This is a genomic window from Olleya marilimosa CAM030, from assembly GCF_000518485.1.
Classification (GTDB): domain Bacteria; phylum Bacteroidota; class Bacteroidia; order Flavobacteriales; family Flavobacteriaceae; genus Olleya; species Olleya marilimosa.
Map to the genome: position 1 here is coordinate 93653 of NZ_JADR01000002.1, position 24214 is coordinate 117866.

The 24214-nt window shown below is 32.8% G+C and carries 14 protein-coding genes; 10 read left to right on the forward strand and 4 right to left on the reverse strand.

Annotated elements, in window-relative coordinates:
- The first annotated feature begins 184 nt into the window (after window positions 1–184).
- Window positions 185–877 (forward strand): tetratricopeptide repeat protein, encoded by a 693-nt coding sequence (locus tag M890_RS0104455; RefSeq protein WP_028282376.1) that lies wholly within the window; start codon window positions 185–187, stop codon window positions 875–877.
- 63 nt (window positions 878–940) lie between these two features.
- Here the strand turns inward: M890_RS0104455 and M890_RS0104460 are convergent, their stop codons facing one another.
- The 4 genes from M890_RS0104460 to M890_RS0104475 form a co-directional block, all read right to left on the reverse strand.
- The gene (locus M890_RS0104460; RefSeq protein WP_028282377.1) at window positions 941–3037 is read right to left on the reverse strand and encodes a M13 family metallopeptidase; all 2097 of its coding nucleotides are present in this window, start codon (window positions 3035–3037) and stop codon (window positions 941–943) included.
- A gap of 103 nt (window positions 3038–3140) precedes the next feature.
- The gene (locus M890_RS0104465; RefSeq protein ID WP_232219129.1) at window positions 3141–6593 is read right to left on the reverse strand and encodes a T9SS type A sorting domain-containing protein; all 3453 of its coding nucleotides are present in this window, start codon (window positions 6591–6593) and stop codon (window positions 3141–3143) included.
- Window positions 6594–6698: 105 nt separating this feature from the next.
- Window positions 6699–7217 (reverse strand): nuclear transport factor 2 family protein, encoded by a 519-nt coding sequence (locus M890_RS0104470; protein WP_036597155.1) that lies wholly within the window; start codon window positions 7215–7217, stop codon window positions 6699–6701.
- Window position 7218: 1 nt separating this feature from the next.
- Window positions 7219–7752, reverse strand: a complete 534-nt coding sequence (locus M890_RS0104475; protein ID WP_028282380.1) for a hypothetical protein — start codon at window positions 7750–7752, stop codon at window positions 7219–7221.
- A 162-nt stretch (window positions 7753–7914) separates the two neighbouring features.
- Here M890_RS0104475 and M890_RS0104480 point away from each other — a divergent pair, with 162 nt between their 5' ends.
- The 9 genes from M890_RS0104480 to bglX all read left to right on the forward strand — a co-directional run bounded on the left by M890_RS0104480 (window position 7915) and on the right by bglX (window position 24213).
- Window positions 7915–8862 (forward strand): NAD-dependent epimerase/dehydratase family protein, encoded by a 948-nt coding sequence (locus M890_RS0104480; protein WP_028282381.1) that lies wholly within the window; start codon window positions 7915–7917, stop codon window positions 8860–8862.
- Between the two features lie 105 nt (window positions 8863–8967).
- Window positions 8968–11742 (forward strand): helix-turn-helix and ligand-binding sensor domain-containing protein, encoded by a 2775-nt coding sequence (locus M890_RS0104485; protein ID WP_036597158.1) that lies wholly within the window; start codon window positions 8968–8970, stop codon window positions 11740–11742.
- Window positions 11743–11964: 222 nt separating this feature from the next.
- The gene (locus M890_RS0104490) at window positions 11965–15000 is read left to right on the forward strand and encodes a SusC/RagA family TonB-linked outer membrane protein (protein ID WP_028282383.1); all 3036 of its coding nucleotides are present in this window, start codon (window positions 11965–11967) and stop codon (window positions 14998–15000) included.
- A gap of 11 nt (window positions 15001–15011) precedes the next feature.
- Window positions 15012–16544, forward strand: a complete 1533-nt coding sequence (locus M890_RS0104495; RefSeq protein ID WP_028282384.1) for a RagB/SusD family nutrient uptake outer membrane protein — start codon at window positions 15012–15014, stop codon at window positions 16542–16544.
- A gap of 18 nt (window positions 16545–16562) precedes the next feature.
- Window positions 16563–18272 (forward strand): LamG-like jellyroll fold domain-containing protein, encoded by a 1710-nt coding sequence (locus M890_RS0104500; protein ID WP_028282385.1) that lies wholly within the window; start codon window positions 16563–16565, stop codon window positions 18270–18272.
- Window positions 18273–18370: 98 nt separating this feature from the next.
- Window positions 18371–19738, forward strand: a complete 1368-nt coding sequence (locus M890_RS0104505) for a glucoamylase family protein (protein WP_028282386.1) — start codon at window positions 18371–18373, stop codon at window positions 19736–19738.
- A gap of 2 nt (window positions 19739–19740) precedes the next feature.
- Window positions 19741–21102, forward strand: a complete 1362-nt coding sequence (locus M890_RS0104510) for a glucoamylase family protein (protein WP_028282387.1) — start codon at window positions 19741–19743, stop codon at window positions 21100–21102.
- Window positions 21103–21113: 11 nt separating this feature from the next.
- Window positions 21114–21905, forward strand: a complete 792-nt coding sequence (locus M890_RS0104515) for a carboxylesterase family protein (protein ID WP_028282388.1) — start codon at window positions 21114–21116, stop codon at window positions 21903–21905.
- Entirely contained in the window at window positions 21898–24213 is a 2316-nt protein-coding gene (gene bglX, locus M890_RS0104520) for a beta-glucosidase BglX (protein WP_028282389.1), read from the forward strand. Before M890_RS0104515 ends, bglX begins: the two co-directional genes overlap by 8 nt.
- The last annotated feature ends 1 nt before the right edge of the window (window position 24214 follow it).

A 24214-nucleotide genomic window follows, 5' to 3' on the forward strand; every position in this document is an offset into this window, starting at 1 on the left:
ACTTAAAGTTACTGATTTTTAAACTTTTAACCTAAACCATTAACAAACTAAATATTCAATTTTATAATATTATAAGATAAAAACACAGCTTAACAGCAATTAAAATCAACCTATTAATAATTAGTTATTTAAGAAAAATACTTCAAAAAAAAATTATAGTTTTGAAGCAATTAAAATATTTAAAATGAAAAACATACTTTATCTAGTAATTTTATGCTTCGGTCTTGGAGCAACTGCACAAACTAATGATGCTTTATCAAAACATTATGAAGCTTATTATAAACAAATGAAGGCTCAAGGAGATGTACAAGGTATAATTAATGCTTTGACGCATCTTAACCTTTTAAAACCATCTGAAGCAAGAAAAGACACTTTAGCTTACGTATATTTAAACGAAGGTAAGTTTACGCAAGCCTTAAATACTATTGGTATTGCGCAAAAGTCTACAGACTCTGACATTGCTTTAGAAGTAAAAGCTGTAGCTTTAAAAGCTTTAGGTGATTTAAATAAGTCTATTCCTTTTTTCAAGGCTATGCATGACAAATCTCCAAACGCTCCTGTGGCTTATGAGATTGCTGAAATTTATTTAAACTTGAACAACCTAACTGAAGCTAAAAAATATATTGATTTAGGTTTAGCGACTGTAAAAGACACGCAAGGAAAAACATTTTACGAAACACAACAACCTTATGCTGTACCTTTAAAAGCAGGTTTATATTATTTAGATGCTTTAGTTTTATTAAATAAAAATAAAGACACTAATATTAGTGCTGCATTATTAATTCTAGATAAAGCTTTAGCAATTGAGCCTGAGTTTAACATGGCATTAATAGCAAAAAACGCGTTAACAGCTCAACAAAATCAACCTAAAAACTAAGCTAGTTATTGGTTATAAAAAAAGCCTTCCCAATGGGAAGGCTTTTTTTTATGTTAGAGTATACTACCAGATTCTTACACGATCTTCTGGTGCGATATACATTTTATCTCCTTCTTTAATATCAAACGCTTTATAAAATGCATCAATATTTAATAAAGGTTGCACAGCTCTTGTCATTCCTGGAGAATGTGGATCTGTTTTTATTCTAGTTTTTAATGCATCATCACGCATTTTGGTTCTCCAAACGGTAGCCCAAGACATAAAGAAACGTTGTTCTGCAGTAAAACCATCAATATCTTCTGGTCTTCCATTTTGCTCAAAACTCATTTGTAAAGCGTCATAAGCAGCTAAAACACCACCTAAATCTCCAATGTTTTCTCCTAATGTAAAAGCACCATTAATATTGGTTTCTGGTAATACTTCAATACCTGAATATTGATCAGCTAAAGCTTTTCCTAAACCTTCAAATTGTTTTAAATCTTCATCGGTCCACCAGTTATTTAGGTTTCCATCTTTATCATAACGTGATCCTGAATCATCAAAACTGTGTGAAATTTCATGTCCAATTACAGCTCCAATTCCTCCATAGTTTACAGCATCGTCTGCAGTATAATTATAAAAAGGTGGTTGTAAAATAGCAGCTGGAAATACAATTTCGTTGTAAGCTGGATTAAAGTAAGCGTTTACCACTTGAGGAGCCATATACCATTCCGACTTATCAACTGGTTTTCCTAATTTTTGGATATCATCTTTAAAATTCCAAGCAGTAGCATTTAAAGAGTTTTGTAAATAAGACCCACCTTCTTCAACACTATTAATTTTTAATTCAGAATAATCATTCCATTTGTCTGGATAAGCAATCTTAACTTTAGTTGCTTTAAGTTTTTCAATCGCTTTTTGTTTAGTTTCTGGACTCATCCAGTCTAATTTATTTATACGATGCTCAAACGCTAAAATGACATTTTCAATCATTTTTTTAGCTTTTACTTTAGCCTCTGCAGGAAACTTCTTGTCAACATATAATTTTCCTAATGCTTCACCAACTGTACCGTTTAATGCACCTAAAGCACGCTCTTCTCTTGGACGTTGTGCTTTTGATCCATTTAATTCTTTTCCATAAAACTCCCAGTTAGCAGTTTCAATATCTGTGCTTAAATAACCAGCAGCACTATTAAATGTTTGCCATTTTAAGTATGCTTTCCAATCGTCTACATTACCATCAGCCAATACTTCTTGTAATCTATTAAAGTAACCTAAATCACCTATAATTACTGTATCTAATTGTTTTACACCTATACCAGAAATAAATTTTTTCCAGTTAACTGCTGGCACCATTTTTTGAACCTCTTCAATAGATCTTGGGTTGTAACGCTTACGTGCGTCACGACGATCTACTTTATCCATTTTAGCCTCTTCTAATCTAGTTTCGAAAGCTAAAATTTGTTCTGCTTGTGCTTTAGCTGTTGCTTCATCATCACCTAAATATTGGAACATTCTGGTGATATGTGCTACATACTTTTCTCTTTTTTCTTTTGAGTCTGCATCATCTTTAATATAGTAATCTCTGTCTGGCAAACCTGTACTTCCTCCTCCTAAATAGGCAACGTTACGGTTACTGTCTTTAGGGTCAGACCCTACACCAAATCCATAAAGACCACCTCCACCTTGAGGTTCCATTTCAATCATGTAAGCTTGTAAGTCTTCGATATTTTTTATAGCCTCAATTTTAGCTAAATAGGGTTTTACTGGCTCTATACCTAACTTATTACGACCAATTGTGTCCATAATAGTTTGGTAAAAATAAACTGCTTTTTCTTGATCAGAACCTGGTAATACTTTAATGTTTTCAAGATCTTTATTATCAGACATTGCAGCTTTTAAAATTGCTAATGCATCTGCATCTGTTTTTTTACGCAATTCTTGGAAACTTCCCCAAGTAGCTTGATCGTCCGGAATCTCGTTATTATCTAACCATTTTCCGTTAACATATCTAAAGAAATCTTCTTTAGGTTGTGTTGACTTATCCATGTAATCTAAATTGATCCCAGGAATGACTTCTAATTTTGCAGTTGGCTCTGCTGGCTTGTCCTCTTTACATCCCATAATGGTAAGACAGCCAACTATACCAATTACAGTTGATTTTTTAAGGTTGATTTTCATTTTTTTGATAGTGTTTATATTACGTGTATAATAATTGTTTAAGGTATAAAAAACGCGCCTACTAGCTAATAGTAAGGCGCGTTTTTTAAGTTTAAATTAACTTTTAATTAACAATTAGCTTTTTAGTGATTTTGCCAACATTAGTCTGTAAGTTTAAAAAATATACTCCTGTTGAAAAGCTACTTAGGTCTAATTGATATAATTTATCATTAGTTTGAGCTTCAAGTTTATTATAAATTAATTTACCTGTTAAGTCATAAACCATCACATCAAAACTTTGATTTGTTACAGTTTTAATATTGAACAAGCCTTTTGATGGATTTGGATACACCATGAAGTTAGAAGACTTAAACTGATCAACACTTAAGTTATCTGTACCTCTTATAACAAAATTATCAATAATAACACCTTCTTCCTGAACAGCTTGATCAGATTGAAACACAAATCTAAACATTATACTAGTCTCTGCATTTAAAGCTGTTAAGTCATAGGTATACTCTGACATTGTAGCAGATTGAGTATCTGTTCCGGACCACTGAGAGCCAATACAGTTAAAACAAGAATTATTTTCACCTTGTGCAGTATCATTATTGTACCAATTTGGATCTGTTGCTGTACCTAAAACAGTCCAAGTTAATCCTTGATCAATGGAGTACTCCATATATAAAATATCCCAATCGTCTTCAAGTTGAAAAGCCATATCAAACTTAAGCTCAGGACTTAATAATGTTGTTAAATCAAAGCATTGTGACACTAAATAACTTTTTACATTATTATCATAATCACCAGTTAAATTTGTACCATATACTTGGTTAGATAAATCTGAAGATGGGTTGTTTAAGACTGCTCCCGTTGGAACACCTCGTTGCCAATATTGTGTTGCAGCACTTTCGTCAATAACCAACAATGATTCTGCAGGTGTTTCAAAGGTATTTACTACTTGTGTTACACCACTATCATTAACATAAATAATTTTTTCTTCAGAGTCATTATTACTTGCATAAGCATCACCAGCAATAGTTGATGATACTTTAAATGTATAAATTCCTTTAGATAAACTTAAAGCTGGCAAGTCAACTAATGTTGATGTTTCAGAAAGTAAGTTTCCTGTCCAGTTATAATTATTGGAAATACCATCTATTAAATAATTAAAATCTACAGACGTAATAGTACTTAACCCATTGTTTTTAATTTCTACTTGTGGTACTATATTAGTATTACAATCTACTGCAGTACTAATACCATTAAGCGCTACCAATTTAACATCTGTAGCTGCCAATTCGGTTGGAATACTAGATTGCCATATACCTCTACCATAAGTTGCAGCAGTAATTTTATCGTCTGAAACATTTATTTCTACATCTGTTACTGCAACATTAGGTAAGTCGTTGTTAAACAAATCCCATGTTAAAGTATCATCATCATATCTATAAACCCCTAAACTTGTTCCTAAAAATAATGGATTTTTAGAATGTAATCCTTGATGTTTAATACTATTTTTAGTTACCGTTGGTAGGCCACTTGTTATGTCTGTAAAATTGTTTCCACCATCAACTGATTTTAAAACTTGACCAAAGAACCCTGAGGTTGTAACATATATTATAGCGTTATCAGAATTATTTACTTCAACAGAAGTTATATTAGAACTAAAAGTTGCCACAGTTGTAAATGAAACTCCTGCATTAGTACTTTTTCTTAACGAAGCATTTATTACCACATAGATATTATCTGGATTAATGGGATCAATCTCAATAGCATCTATATTAGTCCCAAATGAAGGTGATACAGCCACCCAATTATTTCCAACTAATTTATATAGTGAATTAAAACCAGAGTACAGTTCGCTATTAGCACTCATAGCCAAAGGTGTAATCCAATTACCATCTTCTCCAGCAGGAGCACCTACACTACCTGTTATTGCTCCACCTGCATTGGATGATATATATAATCCGCCTCCATTTTGCGTAAATCCATAATAATTATTAGAGTTTGCTGGATCAATAGCTGTATCCATACCATCTGCTCCATAGTAATTTTGCCACTGTCCATTATTAAATGCATGACCTCCATTATCTTGTAATCCGCCAACCATTTTATTAGAGCTTTGTTTTGATACTGCTACTCTATAAAATTGACTAATTTGCATTCCTGCTGTTAAGTCAGTAAAACTTACACCTGCATTTTGAGACTTATAAAAACCTCCATCAGTTCCTGCGTATAAGTCACCATTAAAAAATCTTAAAAAGTGAATATCTGCGTGAGAATAAGAAGATGAAAATGGAGCATTCCAATTATTAAGTTTAGTAAAACTTGTTTGATTACCAGTAACAAGCCCTTTCCAAATATTTAAAACACCTGTATAAATTTCGTTTTCATTTGTATCCGAAACAGCAAAAGCAAGATCATACCAAGACTGTGTGGATTCAAAAATATCACCATTATTTGCCAATGAAGCTACTTGTGTGAAATTAGCACCAGCATTTGAAGACTTATAAACACCTCTAAAACCGTAGCTGTTATCCGAAAGCAAAACATAGACCACTTCTGGATTTGCAGGAGTTACATCAATAACTATTCTAGAAACACCATTAAAGGGTAATCCTCCTGTAACCATAGTAAAAGACTCTCCTCCATCAATAGATTTATAAAACCTGTTACTAGAAACTGCATATAAAGTATTTGGATCTGTAGGTTTGATTTTAATGTCTTTAATATTTAATCCTACAGTACCATTTGAGGCGTTAGACGCATTAAGATTGCTCCAGTTTACACCACCATCAATTGTTTTGTAAACACCATTATTTGTAGCTACCCATAATATATTAGAGTTTGTTGGATGGATATAAATATCATTCATTGAGTCCGGAGAATTACCTGGATTTAATCCTGTAGTATTCCAAGTTAAACCACCATCTAAAGATTTCATGACACCAACACTATATGAGTCTCCTGCATCATCGTCTCCTGTAGCTATATATATAATATCACTATTATTGCCATCTATTGCAATACCTGACACACCTATTTGCGGTAAATCATCGGTTGTAGTTGTCCATGACAAACCAGAATCTATAGATTTCCATAAACCACCAGCAGGAGCTCCTGCATAAATTGTTGAAGGTGTATTAGGGTCTTGCACAACAACATTTACTCGACCTTGACCAGAAGACCAAGATCCAGTGTTAGAATGTGTAAAAGGACCAACTGGTTGCCAATCACTTTCATCCACCATAACGTTACTGCTTCTTAAACTAGTTTTGGTGCTTTTAACTTCTAAATAAGTATTCCACAACTCCAAAGATGTTGGTAAAGTACCATCTTCTTTTACAAAGTTTGACCAATAGGTTTGCCATCTTTTAAATGGTTTATAACCACTACCTTTAACACTAGGATCTCTAGTTTCCCAATACGTATTAAAAGCATCAACTATATCTTGAAACTTTACAGTTGTTGATCTGTCGCTAGAGGTTGCATTTAAGTTGCTCATCCAAGGTGCATCTTGATTAAACTGAGCAAAAGTTAAAGTGCTAAATAGCACAAAAACTAAGAGTAACATTTTTTTCATTTTTACTAACATTTTAAAATCAAAAATAGATGTTTTTTATTTAACTACTGACGTATTAACAAAAAAAATCGACAAAATACACTTGTTTTTAAACATTTAGTGCTTTTTTAATAATTTTAACTTTAAAATACTATCGGATTCCTTTTTTAAATTAGTCACAGCATCCACATCATTATTAGGGATAGCAATAGATAAAACATAATGTTTTACCTTCCATTGATTACCAACTTTTTGGATAACACCAGAACCTCTACAAATTTCCATTTGTGTATCTAATAATTCATCAAACCAAGCTAATTTTTGGTTATCGTAAACATAAATATTTCTTGACAAAGTAGTAAAGCTCCAAGCTTTTCCTTTATCAAAATATGGTTTTGAGAATGCTTTAAATTGTTCATTCTGCCAATTTTCGGTAGCATCAGTACCTATAAAAACACCATCATCAGTCATCAAATTAAAATATGCCTCAAAATTAGCTTCAGCAGCAGCTTTATGCCAAGCTTCTAAATTAGAATTTATATCCTCTTTAATTGAAACAACATCAACATGACCTTCTCTTATTTTACAAGAAAAAAATAGAATAAAACATAATAAATAATAGGGTAAACGCTTCATATTAATAAGGTTTTATAATAGTTTGACTGTCTTTTTCTATCTTCTTATTTATTTGAAGATTTAAATTAGAAAATGCCACAAACACTTGTTGTATTGCCAATAGTTTATCTTTTTTAGTACTTGTGTTTAAGCTTTCAATTTCTTGAAACTTATAAAGCATCGTTTTTAATACCAAAACTCTAGCTTTAATAGGCTCTGTATTTATCTGTTCCGGAATTGTCTCTTCTAAATCTTTAAGACTAGACACAAACAAATCTGTATCTGCATTAAAAAACGAAAAATCAGGAAGTTTAATTTTTTCTATTCCGTTTGCGACATTTAAATAGGGTTGCCAACTAGAAATCACCTTATTAGTCTTTGAGTCTAAACCAATATCTTTATAATTAACTTTAGCAATATCCTTCTTAGTTAACTTTAACGAATCCACTACAACAGTATTGTCTTCTGTTGGTACTTCTACATTTTCTACTTTATTTTCTTTCTTGCAAGCTGTTAATAACAACACTGCAATTACTAATAATTTTATAAATCTCATGGTTAAAAACTAAATGTTTGACACACAAATATATTAGATTAAAGAGTTAAATATTATTAAAACTGAAAATTGTTTAATCTGACCACATTTATATTTTTTTTATTAATAAATCTTTAAAATGTTATTACTTTTGAGCGCATATTTTATACATAATCCAACAAAATGAGCGAAAAAATATTAATTATTGGAGCTGGAGGACAAATAGGTTCAGAATTAACCTACAAACTTAGAGCTATACATGGTGATGCTAATGTTATTGCAAGTGATTTAAATTATAATAACTTAGAGCTAGTAAATTCTGGTACTTTTGAAATAATAGATGCTATGGATTATGCATCAATTAAAATATGTTGCGAAAAACATAATATTGACACCATTTACTTAATGGCTGCTTTATTAAGTGCAACTGGAGAAAAATACCCAATGAAAGCTTGGGATTTAAATATGCAGTCTTTGTTTCACGTTTTAAATCTAGCAAAAGCTAAGGCTATTAAAAAGGTATTTTGGCCTTCAAGTATTGCTGTATTTGGACCTACTACTCCAACTGAAAACACTCCACAATATACGGTTATGGAACCAACTACTGTTTACGGAATTACCAAGCAAGTTGGTGAGCGTTGGTGTGAATATTATCATCAAAAATATGATGTAGATGTAAGAAGTTTACGTTATCCTGGTATTATTAGCTGGAAAACATTACCTGGTGGAGGAACCACAGATTATGCTGTAGAGATATATCATGAAGCTTTAAAAAACAAAAACTATGAGTGTTTTTTAACTGAAAACACAGCATTACCAATGATGTATATGGATGATGCTATTAATGCAACTGTAAACATTATGGCTGCAGCGTCAGATAAAATAAAAATTAGATCTTCTTATAACCTTTCCGGAATTAGCTTTACCCCAAAAGAGATTGCAGAGTCTATAAAGAAAGAAATTCCAGAATTTAAGATTAGCTACAAACCTGATTTTAGACAACAAATTGCAGACTCTTGGCCAAGCAGTATTAATGACACAGAAGCTAGAGAACAATGGGATTGGAAACATCAATTTGATTTAGATGCAATAACCAAAGATATGTTGACTAACCTAAGTGATAAATCTTAATTCACTAATTTATCCTATGTAGTTTATTAAATTAAGTGCTCAAAAAGGCGTTTTAGGTTAATTTCAATTAAATTTATATTTTATAGAAGCAAACACCTAATAATAATGAGATTAAGGATATATGTATTATTTATTGTACTAGTAACAAGTCAACTTGTACATGCACAATACACGCCTTTCTTTGAGAATTTTTCGTTTTCGCAATATAATGCAGGAAATCAAAATTGGGGTGTTTCTAAAGCAGAAAACGGTAAAGTTTACGTAGCCAACAATAATGGATTATTAGTATACAATGGTTTAAATTGGGAGCTAAACACACTACCAAACAAGACTACAATCCGTTCTGTTTTAGTTGTTAAAAACAAAATATACACTGGATCGTATGAAGAATTTGGTTATTGGAAATATGATGAAAAGGGAGCATTAATCTATCATTCGCTTTCCCATTTATTAAACCAAAACAAATCACTTAATGAGGAGTTTTGGCAGATTATACAACATGAGAATAAAATAATTTTCAGGTCTTTTCTAAATGTATATGTATTTGAAAATAATACAATTACAAAAATAAAATCGTCCAACACTATCATATCTTGTTCTGTAGTTAACAATACTGTTTACGTCAACACTTTAACCAACGGAATATTTACTCTTGAAGACAAAACTTTAAAGCCATTTTTAAATAGTAAAGAGTTAGTAGATACTAAAATTATAAGCATAGCTAACTATAAAGACAGCTTACTTATAACTACTGCTTTAAAAGGTAGCTATACCTATCAAAACAACAGCTTACAACCAACCACGCTTCCCATTAATGACTTAATAAAAAAACACCAACTTAATAGTTTTTTAAAATTAAAAAATGGAAATATGGTGTTTGGCACTATAAAAAATGGGGTTTATGTTACAGATAATTTAGGACACGTCCTTTTTAACATTAATAAAGAAAACGGTTTAGTTAATAACACAGTATTAAACCTAATTGCAGATAGTGATGCTAATATTTGGGTTTGTTTAGACAATGGATTGTCTAAAATAAACTTAAAAAACAATATTACATATTACAATGATGTTTCAGGTAAACTAGGTGCAGTATACGATGTAATAAAATACAATAACACAATATATATTGGAAGTAATACAGGCTTGTATTATCTAAACAATGATCAACAATTAATATTTATTGAAGGGTCTCAAGGTCAAGTTTGGGATTTAAAAATAATAGACAACCAATTATTTTGCGGACATAATAACGGTACTTATTTAGTCGAAAACAAAACCATTAAACTAATTTCAAACTTTACAGGTGGTTGGACTATCAAAAAAATACCAGAGAATAACAGCTATGTTCAAGGTACTTATGGTGGATTAGTAAAGTTTAATAAAACACAAGACCGTTGGTCAGCAACGCATTTGGGACAACCCACAATTCCAATAAAATATCTAGAGTTTGAAGACAAAAATACTATTTGGGCAGCTCATGCTTATAAAGGATTAATAAAAGCTAGACTTAATAACACATTAGATTCTATTGTAGATTACAAACAGTACACCAACAAAACAATAGCATCAGACTACAACATAAAAGTCTATAAAATTAAAAACAACATTTGCTTTAAAACTAACGATGGATGGAAAACCTATGAGCCATTAGTAGATAGCATAGTTACTTATAAGTTTTTAAACGAAAAAATAGGTCCACAATCAGATGTTGTTTCAGAAGATTTAACCAATAGCCTATTTTTTAAAAACCAAAAAGGAATCATTCAATTTAAAGCCAATAACAATGATAAATTGGTTTTAACTAGAGACTATTATGATGACAGACTAATTGTTGGTTATGAAAACATATCACAAATCAATGACTCCATTTATGCGCTTAACTTAAATAATGGTTTTTTACTATTAAACGCAAATCAAAATTTTACCATTAATAAACCTATAAAACCATTAATAGAAAAAATACAAGTAAACGACATTAGGGTAAAAATTGACACTTCTGTTATAGAGTTACCTAATAACGGAAAAATCAGTATTTCTATAGCTTCGCCAAACTCAAACAATCATTTTTTTGAATACAGTTTAAGCACAAACGCAACTAAATGGGATAAAGTTGATAATGAAAACTTAGTCTTGTCAAACATCAAAAATGGAGACTTTTCAATATTATTCAGGACTTCCAATAAAGCAGGCGAAACCTCTCCAATAAAAACAATAAACCTTCATGTATTACCACCATGGTATAAGTCCAACACAGGCTTTATAATATACGCATTAGCCTTAGTTTTAGTTTTAGGTATTATCTACCTACTTCATAAAAGAAAAATGAAGAAAGAGCAAAAACTATTAGAAATAGAATTTAAAAAAGAGCAACAACAGATTTTAAAAGAAAAAAATATCGAAAATGATCGTAAGATTATTAAACTTAAAAATGAATCGCTTCAAAACGAAATCAAATTAAAAAGTAAACAATTAGCAAATACAGCAATTGCTTTAGTAAAGAAAAACGAAGCTTTACTGGAAATTAAAAAAGAACTTCAAATTAACGAAGGTCAGTTTCAAAACAAACAAGTTAGCAAACGTCTTCAGAAAAAAATAGATCATACCATTGGTCATAAAGACGAATGGGAAATATTTGAATACAACTTTAATCAAGTACATGAAAAATTCTTCAATCAACTAAAAACTAAACATCCAAAACTATCACATAAAGACTTAAAATTATGTGCATATATTAAGATGAATTTAGTAACAAAAGAGATTGCTCCTTTAATGAATATTTCAACCAGAGGAATTGAAACACACAGATATCGTTTAAAACGAAAATTAAACTTAACGTCAGAAGACTCGCTTACAGACTATCTAAACAGCTTCATTTAAGCGCATTTTTATCTAAATTATAACATAAATTACTACGTCAATACTACGTCACTATAACGTTTTAGTGCAGTGTTTATCAATTAAAGCTTTACTTTATAATACGTCAACACTAGCTTTGTTAACGTTGCCTTAACCTTGACGTAATCAAAATGTATTTGCATTTTAAATTTAACAATAAATAGATTGTAATTTTACTTCACTAACATTCTAAAATAAAAATACATGAAATTAAAACTTAATTTTCTATTCTTCTTTTTATTGAGCATTAGTATTTTAGCTCAAGATAAAACTGTAACAGGAATTGTTACAAGTGCAGAAGATGGCTTACCCTTACCAAATGTTAATGTTATAGTTAAGGGTACAGCTAAAGGAACAAGTACTGATTTTGATGGTAACTATACTATCACACTTTCTCAAGGCAATATACTAGAGTTTAGTTACATTGGTTTTAAAACAAAAAACGTTACTATTACCAATAACAACGTTTTAAATATTGCTCTAGAAGTAGATGCTCAATCTTTAGAAGAGGTTGTCGTTATTGGTTATGGTGCACAAAAAAAAGCCGATGTAACTGGAGCAATTACTACTATAGACTCAGAAGACATACAAAAAACACCTAACAGTAATGTAATGCAATCATTACAAGGTAAAGTAGCTGGTGTGCAAGTAACAAGTGTTGGATCACCAGGAGATTCGCCTTCTATTAGAATACGTGGTGTAAACTCTTACGCTGCAGGTGGAACACCTCTATTTGTCGTGGACGGAATGTTTTATGACAATATTGATTTTTTAGACAGTAGCCAAATACAAAGCGTGTCTGTTTTAAAAGATGCCTCCTCTATTGCTATATTTGGAAGACGTGGTGTTAATGGAGTTATTATCATAGAAACCAATGGTGGTAAATTTGAGAAAAAACCAGAAATAACCTATAATGGATACACAGGGATTCAGCATGCACAAAATGTTGTAAAAATGGCTAATGCCGAACAGTTTGTGACTATGGCTTATGAGTCTGGATCAGAATCTGATATACAATTTGTACAAAACGCAATCGAAAGATTTGGTAGAAGCAGAATAAACCCTAATGTACCAAATGTAAATACAGATTGGTATAACGAAGTGTTAAGAGATGCGACAATTACAAGTCATAATATTGCTATTAATGGTGGTAGTGAGTCTTCATCATATGGTGTAAATGCAAGTTACTTTTCGCAAGATGGTATCCTAGATATGAAAAACGAATATGAGCGTTTTAATATTCAATCCAATCTTGATTTTAAAGTTTCTGACAGACTTAAAATTGGTGTAAATTCTATTTTTAGTAATGCAACAAAATATAATCCAGAAAATGGCGCATGGTTTCAAGCCTATTTTGCAGTACCAATTTTACCAGTATACGATTATGCAAATACAGGCGCAGACCCTATCCCTTTTTCAGATGCAACAATTTTAGGTTACAGAGGATCTCAAAACCCTTTTCCTCAAATGACTTATAATAACAATCAATTAAAGATTAAAAAAATATTAGCTAGTGTTTATGCAGAGTATGATCTTGTTCCTGATAAGCTTTCTTTTAAAACATCTTATAGTCATGACTACTCTACAATAGCAGAACGTAATGTAAGGTTACCATATTTTATCTCGCAAAACTCACAAAGAGAAACCTCTTCTATTAGAAGAGCCAATTTAACTTACTCTACTCAATATTGGGATAACACCTTAACTTATAAAGACAACTTTGGTGACCACAGTTTTAAACTATTAGCAGGATCATCTTATGGTGACGAGCAAACAAACAGCTTTAGCGCAACTGGTAATGATGTGCAAGGAATAGATTTAGAAAGCTCATGGTATTTAAATTTTGCTGACCCAACCTCTTTTGCTAGTCAGGTTAACGAAATTGGTGACCGTTTTTACACTTTAGCCTATTTTGGAAGGTTAGAGTATAGTTTAAAAGATAAGTACTTATTAAATGCAACCGTAAGACATGAAGGTGACGCCAAATTCCCTAAAAAAATATGGGAAACAACACCAGCATTTGGTATTGGATGGGTTATCTCTAAAGAAAATTTTATGCAAAATAGTAATGTTATAGATTTTCTTAAACTACGTGCAAGTTGGGGACAATTAGCCAATGGACAATTAGGTGGAAGTGCTGGAACCAGAACGGTATCGCAATTAACTACTGCTATTGGAGACACTCAAACCAATGGTATTATTAGCTCTAGCAACTTTACAGATTTAGAAAGAGAAATATTAGAAGAAACCAATTTTGGTATTAGCGCAAGACTATTTAATAGCAAATTAACATTAGAAGCAGATTACTTTATTAGAGACACTAAAAAACTAGTTGTACCTGTTGACCAAGCAATTGTAAGTAATACACTTTTAGTTAATGCTGGTGAAATGAGAAATCAAGGTTTAGAGATTGCTGCAAACTGGAGCCAACCAATTAATGATAATTGGAGCTTTTCGGTAGGCGGAAATATTGGAACTTTAGACAATAAAGTAACAAAAATAAACACAGACCAAGGCTATTACGATACTGGTAGTGCAGAGTTTAGACAAAGACTAATGGTCGGAGAACCTGTAAATGCTTTTTACGGATGGGAAATTGACGGAGTATATCAAAACGAAGCACAAGTTGCTGCAGACCCTACAGCTCAGTATGAGCTTACCGAAAACAATAACCAGTTAGTACCTGGAGATTTTATGTACAAAGACCAAAATAATGATGGTAAAATTGATGCAGATGACAGAGTGGTCTTAGGGTCTTACTTACCAGATTTTACTTATGGTGCTAATATGCAAGTAAGCTATAAAAACTTCGATTTTTCTGTTGCAATAGCTGGTCAAAGTGGTAATGAAATTTTAAACCGAAAAAGAGGTGAAGTATTATTTACTAACGACACCAATATTGATGCAGATTTTGCAATAAACAGATGGCATGGAGAAGGCACAAGTAATGATTACCCATCTTCTGAAGGTAGAAGAAAAGGTTGGAACCAAAAAATGAGTTCTTTCTTCGTTGAAAATGGGTCTTATTTCCGTGTACAAAACATACAACTTGCATACACTATCCCTTCTAAATTAGTTGGTGGTAAAAATATGCCAGAAACTAAAATAACCTTTACAGCAGATCGTCCATTCACATCTTTTAGCTACAACGGATTTAGTCCTGAAGTTGCAAATGGTGTAGATAGACAAACATATCCAATTCCAGCTGTATATACTGTTGGTGTTAATATTAAAATTTAAAAATGCTTAAAATGAAAAATTTAAAACAACTTTTAAAGCCTCTAGCATTAATGTTAGTTGCATTTATGACCATAGTATCATGTAGTGATAAACTAGAGGAAAACGACGGTCAATTGTCTGCAGACGATTTAGATTTTACTGCATCAGAAGACATGATTTTACCTTTAATTGGAGCTTATTCTGAAACTTACTCAAGAGGTTGGGAAGACCCATTATTAATTGGTGTAAGAGGTGATGATGTAAACGCTGGAGGTGTTGGAGATGCTCAAGGTGGTTTTACTAACGCTGACCTTTACAATTATGATAATGGTTATTGGATGTATAATCAAGTTTGGGAAAACTTTTACGGAGACATTACAGACATTGTAAACTCTGGAGAAACAATTTTAAAATATAAAGAATTTGCTTCTGGAGACTATGTTAATTTAGCTGACCAATATATTGCAGAAACTAAAGTGTTAAGCGGTTTTCAACACTTACAAATGTCACGACTTTGGGGAGACATTTTTATAATAACCAACTCTAACGTATCTACAGACATTGATAATGGTGTAGACACTAAAGAAGAAGTTATGTTATACGTCTCAGAACTTATGGATGAAGCCATCCCTTTCCTAGCTGACATGAGACCAAATGAGAGAACAGATGTTCCTGGTGGAGTTACTAAATACACAGCTTTAGCAATTAAAGCTTTAGCAAATTTAGAACTAGAAAACTATCAAGCTGTAGCAGATATTACTGAAGAAATTATAAGCTCTAACAAGTTTAGTTTATATCCAGATTTTTATGAATTATTTAAAAAACCAGGAAAACTAAGCAACGAAAGCTTATTTGAACTACAGTTTTCAGACTACAATACTGATACAGGTAGTACTAACAACCACTTATACGCTCCTTTTGGACCTTCTAGCTGGACACCTGCTGTATCTACAGCTTCTGGAGGATGGGGTTTTTATGAACCTAGTTTAAAGTATATTAAATTTATGATAGATAGAGACGATGAAACACGTCTTGTAACTAGCGTATGTTTTACACCTCGTGGTATTGCAGAGATTATGCTAGATCCTAGCTACTCAACATTACCAAGTTACATTAGTAATGTAACTCCTGATGGAGACGTGTTTAATGACTATACTAGAGCCATGTTTGCAAGCGGAAAACACTACTTACCATCTAACCAATTAACTCCTGGAAGAAATGATTACGGTTCTAGCAAAAACTTTAATGTTATACGTTATTCAGAAATTTTATTAATGTATGCCGAAGCATTAACTCATGGTGCCACAGGTACAATTATGACTGCAGACCAAGCAGTAAACATAGTTAGAAACAGAGTTGGAATGGATCCAATATCTGGTGTAACAACAGATGATGTTATGGATGAAAAATTTGCCGAATTAGGTATGGAATGGGGAATCAGATATTTTGATATGATTAGACTTAATAAGTATGACGAATTAAGTTACGAAGGAAGAACCTTTACTGCACAAGACGAACTTTTACCTTATCCACAAGCACAACTAGACTTACTTCCATTAGAATAATATTAAAAGCCTTTAATTATGAAAAATATTAGTAAACATATATTATCCTTAGTGGCATTAATCTTAATGTCATCTTGTTACGAAGGTATAGACCCTTTAACAGAAGTTGATCCAGGTCCAGATGCTGGTGCACCAACTGTAAATGTAATTTTTCCAACAGAGGGTTCAGCAATTCAAGACATTGCAATTGAAAGCGCAATTGATATTCAATTTGAGGTATCGGATGATATCGAAATTCAAACAATATCCGTTAAAGTAGATGGTAGTCAAATTGCAACATTCAATTCATTTTTAGACTATCGTAATTTTAGTACTACTGTACCTCATAGTGGTATTACTAGCGGAGAACACACAGTAGAGGTTTCTGCTACAGACATATCAGGAAACACCACTAATACTTTAGTTAACTTTAGCAAAGAGCCACCTTATTCGCCTGTATTTAATGGAGAGTTTTTCTACATGCCTTTTGATGGAACATTTACAGAGCTTGTAACCATAACAGATCCAACACAAACAGGTAATCCTTCATTTGCAGGAGAAAGCTTTTTAGGTACAAATTCCTACAAAGCAACAACAGACTCTTATCTAACATTTCCTTTAGATCAAACTAATTTAGGAAACCAATTTACTGGAGCCTTTTGGTATAAAGTTAACGCTTCACCTGATAGATCTGGAATCTTAACAATTGGTGATGATGAAGTGGACAGAAACCAAGGTTTTAGATTATTTAGAGAAGGTAGCACTACAGAACAACGTATTAAAATAAACATTGGTACAGGTACATCTGACAGCTGGAATGATGGAGGTGTTATAGATGTTACTGCTGGAGAGTGGATTCATATTGCATTTACTATTTCTCCTACAGAAAGCGTTATTTATTTCAACGGAGTACCAGTAAACACAATTGCACTACCTAATCCTATAGATTGGACTGGATGTAATGATATTAATATAGGTGCAGGTGGTCCAACATTTAGCTATTGGAATCATTTATCGGATAATAGTGCAATGGATGAGTTAAGATTATTCAACGTGGCAATGACACAAACAGAAATCCAAAACATGATTAATGTGACCAATCCATATACACCAATCTATAATGGCGAAACATTTTATATGCCATTTGATGGAAGTAATACTGATTTAATTAGCTTACAAAATGCTTCAGAAGTAGGTAATCCACAGTCAACCACTGAAAGTTATGCAGGAAGTAATGCTTTTACAGCTACAACAGACTCTTACCTTACTTTTCCAATAAATAATCTTTTTGGAGACAATCAATTTAGCACAACTTTTTGGTATAAAGTAAATGCAACACCTGATAGATCCGGAATTTTAACTGTTGGTGATGATGCAGATGATAGAAACCAAGGGTTTAGATTATTTAGAGAAGGCAACGCTACAGAGCAACGTATAAAGGTAAACATTGGAACAGGCACTGCTGAAAGTTGGAATGATGGAGGCGTTATTGATGTCACTGCTGGAGAATGGGTACACATAGCCCTAACAGTCTCTCCTACAGAAAGTAAAATTTATATTAATGGAGCAGAAACACTTACGTCTGCACTTGGAGCAAGTATTGATTGGACAGGTTGTACCCAAATGGTTATTGGTGCTGGTGGACCAACATTTGATTATTGGGGACACTTATCTGACAGTAGTATAATGGACGAATTACGCATGTACAACACAACCCTTACACAGACTGAAATCCAGTCTATGTTATAATATTTATTAATAGCACCCTTTTTATTTTGATTTAGTTCTCCTATGCTTTAGCTGTATTATGGTTTTAATACAGCTGAGGCAATTAATCTCATAACTCAATGAAAATCCTTCCTAAATACTATACCGTTATCTTATTAATTTTCACAGTGTTAACTAGCTGTAAAAGTAAAAAAGAAACACCTATATCAGATTTCAAATCAGTCAAATTACAATTGACAGACAACCAATTGTTAGACACAATACAAAAACAAACGTTTGATTATTTTTGGGAAGCTTCAGACCCAAATTCTGGTTTAGCCAGAGAGAGAGTTCACATGGACAACATCTATCCAACCACTCCAATTAACACAGTAACAACTGGAGGAAGTGGGTTTGGATTAATGGCTATTTTAGTTGGTGTAGAAAGACAATGGATTACAAGAGAGCAAGCATTGGACAGATACTTAAAAGCTATTACATTTTTAGAGACAGCAGATCGCTTTCATGGTGCTTGGCCACATTGGCTAAATGGTGAAACCGGAAAAGTAATTCCCTTTAGTAAAAAAGATAATGGTGGTGATTTAGTAGAAACTTCGTTTTTAATTCAAGGACTGCTAACGGTTTCTGAATATTTTAAAAATGGAAACCAAAAAGAACAACAATTAGTCAGCAGAATAGACAAATTGTGGAAAGATGTAGAATGGGATTGGTATACAAAAAACGGAGAAAATGTCCTGTATTGGCACTGGTCACCTGAATATCAATGGGAAATGAATTTCCCTGTTGGAGGCTATAATGAATGCTTGATTATGTATGTTTTAGCAGCTGCTTCGCCAACACATCCAATCAAAAAATCAGTATATGACAATGGTTGGGCTAAAAAAGGAGACATTGTAACCTCAGAGAGTATGTACGATATTCCATTGGTTCTAAATTATTACGAACACGACGACTCGCCTATAGGACCATTATTCTGGGCACACTACTCCTACCTTGGTTTAAACCCTAAAATAATTAAAGATAAATATGCAGACTATTGGCAATTAACAACAAATCAGGCTAAGATACATTATCAATATGCTGTTAAAAACCCTAAAAAATATAAAGGCTATGGAGATAGTCTTTGGGGACTAACTTCTAGCTACTCCATGAAAGGATATTCAGGACACAGACCAGGAGCAGATTTAGGTGTCATCAGTCCAACTGCAGCGTTATCTTCATTTCCTTACACACCAAAACAAAGTATGCAAATGCTTAGGTACATGTACACTAAACAAGACACTTTAATAGGTAAATATGGACCTTATGATGCTTTTAGTTTAGAACACAAATGGTACTTACCAAGATATTTAGCAATTGACCAAGGACCAATACCTGTAATGATAGAAAACTACAGGACAGGATTGTTTTGGAAACTTTTTATGGGTAATAAGGGTTTGCAAAGTGGACTCGCCAAATTAGATTTCAGTATCAAAAACTCGATATAAAGATGAAAAAAACACACCTCATATTACTTACTATAGTGCTACTGTTTTCTTGCGCATCAGACGAAGGTCCTGGCTACCAAGAACCATACATACCAAACAGTAACAATCCAGTCATCGAGCCCTTAACAGATCAAGAACTAATGGATTTAGTGCAAGAAAAAACCTTTAAATATTTTTGGGATTTTGCAAACTCACCTTCTGGAGCTGCCAAGGAGCGTTATCATCCAAATAACCCGTCATTAAATCAAAATGTAGTAACAACAGGAGGTAGTGGTTTTGGCTTAATGGCTATTATTATTGGTATTGAAAGAGGCTATATTACAAGAGACCAAGGCATACAAAGACTAACTACCATACTCGATTTTTTTGAAACCGCAGACCGTTTTCATGGCGCATGGCCACATTGGATTGATGGAGCCTCAGGACAAGTCATCCCTTTTAGTCCTGAGGATAATGGTGGAGACCTAGTAGAAACAGCATTTTTAGCACAAGGACTAATTTGTGTAAAAGAATATTTTAAAAACGGACCAACGCAAGAACAAACCTTAGCAAATCAAGCAGATGTCCTTTGGAAAGGTGTAGAATGGGATTGGTACACACAAGGTCAAAATAAATTATATTGGCATTGGAGTCCAACAAATCAATTTGCTTTAAACCTAGAGTTAAAAGGCTATAACGAAACACTAATTGCATTTATACTTGGTGCTGCCTCACCAGAACATAGCATAACAAACTCTGTATACACAGAAGGTTGGGCATCTAATGGAAATATAGCAACTGCCGAAACACAATATAATATCCCAATAATTTTAGATCATGCAGGATCAGGGACTGGACCTTTATTTTGGGCACACTACTCCTATTTAGGACTAAACCCAACAAATTTATCAGACCAATATGCAAACTATTGGACTTTAAACAAAAACCACACAGAAATCAATTACGCATATTGCGTAGACAATCCACTAAATTATTTTAAATATGGATCAGATTGTTGGGGTTTAACCGCTAGCTACTCACGTAATGACGATGGTACCATTGGATATTTAGCACATCAACCAGGAAACGATATTGGAGTAATATCACCAACTGCTGCCATAAGCTCTATACCTTATACACCAGAAAAATCTTTAGCAGCAATGCAATTTTTTTATAGTAAAAGTGACATTTTATTAGGTCCAGCTGGTTTTTATGATGCCTTCAGCCCAAAAGATAATTATTGGGTAGCAGAGGCCTATTTAGCAATTGACCAAGGTCCACAAATAATTATGATTGAAAACTACAGGACAGGTCTGATTTGGAATCTTTTTATGCAAAATCAAGACGTACAAAATGGTCTAAACACTTTAGGTTTTAACTATTAAAATCATTAAAAATGAAATTAAAAATAATACTACTAATTCTTTTTGTAAGCTTTAATACAATCCTTAATGCACAAACCGAAGCTTTTACAGAACAATCCTATATCAAAGATAATGATACCTTAAATTATAGGCTATTATTACCAAAAGATTTTACCAAGGACAAACAATACCCAGTTGTTTTGTTTCTTCATGGTGCAGGAGAGCGTGGTAACGACAACCAAAAACAACTAGCACATGGCAGTAAATTATTTTTAAGTCAAACAGCTAGAGACTCTTTTCCTGCAATAGTAATTTTTCCACAATGTCCAAAAAATGACTATTGGGCTAATGCAGAGGTAGACAGGACTACCTATCCTTTAACTATTACGTTTCCATCTGACCTTCCTCCTACTAATGCATTAAATTTAGTTATGCATTTAATGGAAGATATAACTCAAAAACCTTATGTAAATAAAGACCAAATATATGTTGGAGGTCTTTCAATGGGTGGCATGGGAACCTTTGAAATTCTTTACAGAAAACCAGACCTTTTTGCAGCAGCTATAGCTATTTGTGGTGGTGGTAATCCAAGTACCGCAAAATTATTTGCCAAAAAAGTACCAATGTCCATTTATCATGGCGCAAAGGATGATGTGGTAAAACCTCAACTATCCTTAGCGATGGTTAACGCTATTTTAGAAGCAGGTGGCACACCAAACTTTACATTATACGCTAAAGACAATCACAATAGTTGGGACTCAACTTTTGCTGAAACAGAATTATTATCATGGCTATTCTCTAATACAAAATTAAAAAATGAATAAACTATTTAACTTAAAAACAGCAACTATAGTATTAGTTACTGCAACCCTTTTTTCTTGCAATACTAATAGTAATTCAACAAAAAAAAATTCAGAAAACCCTTTTGAAGCACAAGTAGATTCCATCCTAAATTTAATGACTATTGAAGAAAAGCTTGGTCAATTAAATCTACCATCATCTGGAGATATTACTACAGGAGCATCTGAAAGTTCAAATGTTGCAAAAAACATTGAAGATGGTAAAGTTGGAGGTCTTTTCAATATAAAAACAGTCGAGAAAATTAGAGAAGTTCAAAAAATAGCTGTCGAGAAAAGCAGATTAGGTATCCCTTTAATTTTTGGAATGGACGTTATACACGGTTACAAAACAACATTTCCAATTCCATTAGGGTTATCTGCAAGTTGGGACATGGAAATGATTGAGAAAACAGCAAGAGTTGCAGCTACTGAAGCTAGTGCAGATGGAATAAACTGGACCTTCTCTCCTATGGTAGATATCTCAAGAGATGCACGTTGGGGAAGAGTGTCTGAAGGTAGTGGAGAGGACACGTATTACGGAAGTCAAGTAGCACGAGCAATGGTAAGAGGTTACCAACAAAACGATTTAACTGCTAATAACACATTATTATCTTGTGTTAAACATTTTGCGCTTTATGGAGCCTCAGAAGCTGGAAGAGATTATAATACTGTAGACATGAGTCGCATTAGAATGTATAACGAATATCTTCCTCCATATAAAGCAGCAATTGATGAAGGTGTTGGATCTGTAATGGCATCATTTAACGAAGTAGATGGTGTTCCTGCTACAGGAAATAAGTGGCTTTTAACGGACTTGCTAAGAGATGATTGGGGATTTGATGGCTTTGTAGTAACAGATTACACAGGTATAGAAGAAATGGTTTATCATGGTGTTGGAGATTTACAACAAGTATCTGCACAATCACTAAAAGCTGGTTCTGATATGGATATGGTTGCCGAAGGGTTTTTAAACACACTTAAACAATCTTTAGAAGATGGTAAAGTATCTATAAACGATATTGACACTGCTGTTAAACGCATTTTAACAGCTAAATATCAATTAGGATTATTTGATGACCCATACAAGTATTGTGATGTAAATAGAGCTAAAACTGAAATTTTTACTCAAGAAAATAGAGATTTTGCGCGTACAGTAGGTGCAGAATCTATGGTGCTTTTAAAAAATGAAAATCAAACATTACCATTAAAAAAATCTAGCACTATTGCTTTAATTGGTCCTTTAGCTAATACAAGCGTCAATATGGCTGGTACTTGGAGCGTGGCAACGGATCAAGAAAAATCTAAAACAGTTTTAGACGGTTTAAAATCGGTAGTTACCGATAAAGCTAATATTTTATACGCTAAAGGAAGTAACGTAGATTACGATTTAGAACTTGAAAAAAGAGCTACCATGTTTGGAAAAGATATTCCGCGTGATGACAGAACAGATAAACAATTATTAGACGAAGCGTTGGCTATAGCCAAAAAAGCAGATGTTATTGTAGCAACATTAGGAGAAACAGCCGAGTTTAGTGGAGAAAGCAGTAGTCGTACAAATTTAGAAATTCCGCAAGCTCAAAAAGATTTGCTAAACGCCTTATTAAAAACAGGCAAACCTGTTATCTTAGTTCTTTTTACAGGTAGACCACTAGTTTTAGTCGAAGAAAACGATACCGTTCCTGCTATATTAAATGTATGGTTTCCTGGTAGTGAAGCTGGACTATCCATAGCAGATGTTTTATTTGGAGATGTTAATCCGTCAGGAAAACTAACAGCTACATTCCCAAGAAACGTAGGTCAAATTCCGATTTTTTATAACCATAAAAACACAGGAAGACCTTTAGGAAACAAAGAAGGTAAATTTGAAAAATTTAAAAGTAATTATATAGACGTCAGAAACGAACCTTTATACCCTTTTGGTTATGGTTTAAGCTATACCACATTTGAATATAGCAATCTAAAACTTGACCAAACCTCTATCAGTATGGATGGAAAAATCAACATAACTGTAGACGTAACAAACACTGGAAATTATGATGGAAAAGAAGTCGTACAATTATATATTAGAGATGTTGTAGGCTCTGTAACTAGACCTGTAAAGGAGTTAAAAGGATTTAAAAAAGCATTTATCAAAAAAGGTGAAACTCAAACAGTAAGTTTTGATATTTCTGTAGAAGATTTAAAGTTTTATAATTACGATTTAGATTTTGTGGCTGAACCTGGTGATTTTGAGGTTTTTGTAGGCACAAATTCGGATGCATCCTTAAAGACTTCTTTTAAATTAACTAAATAAT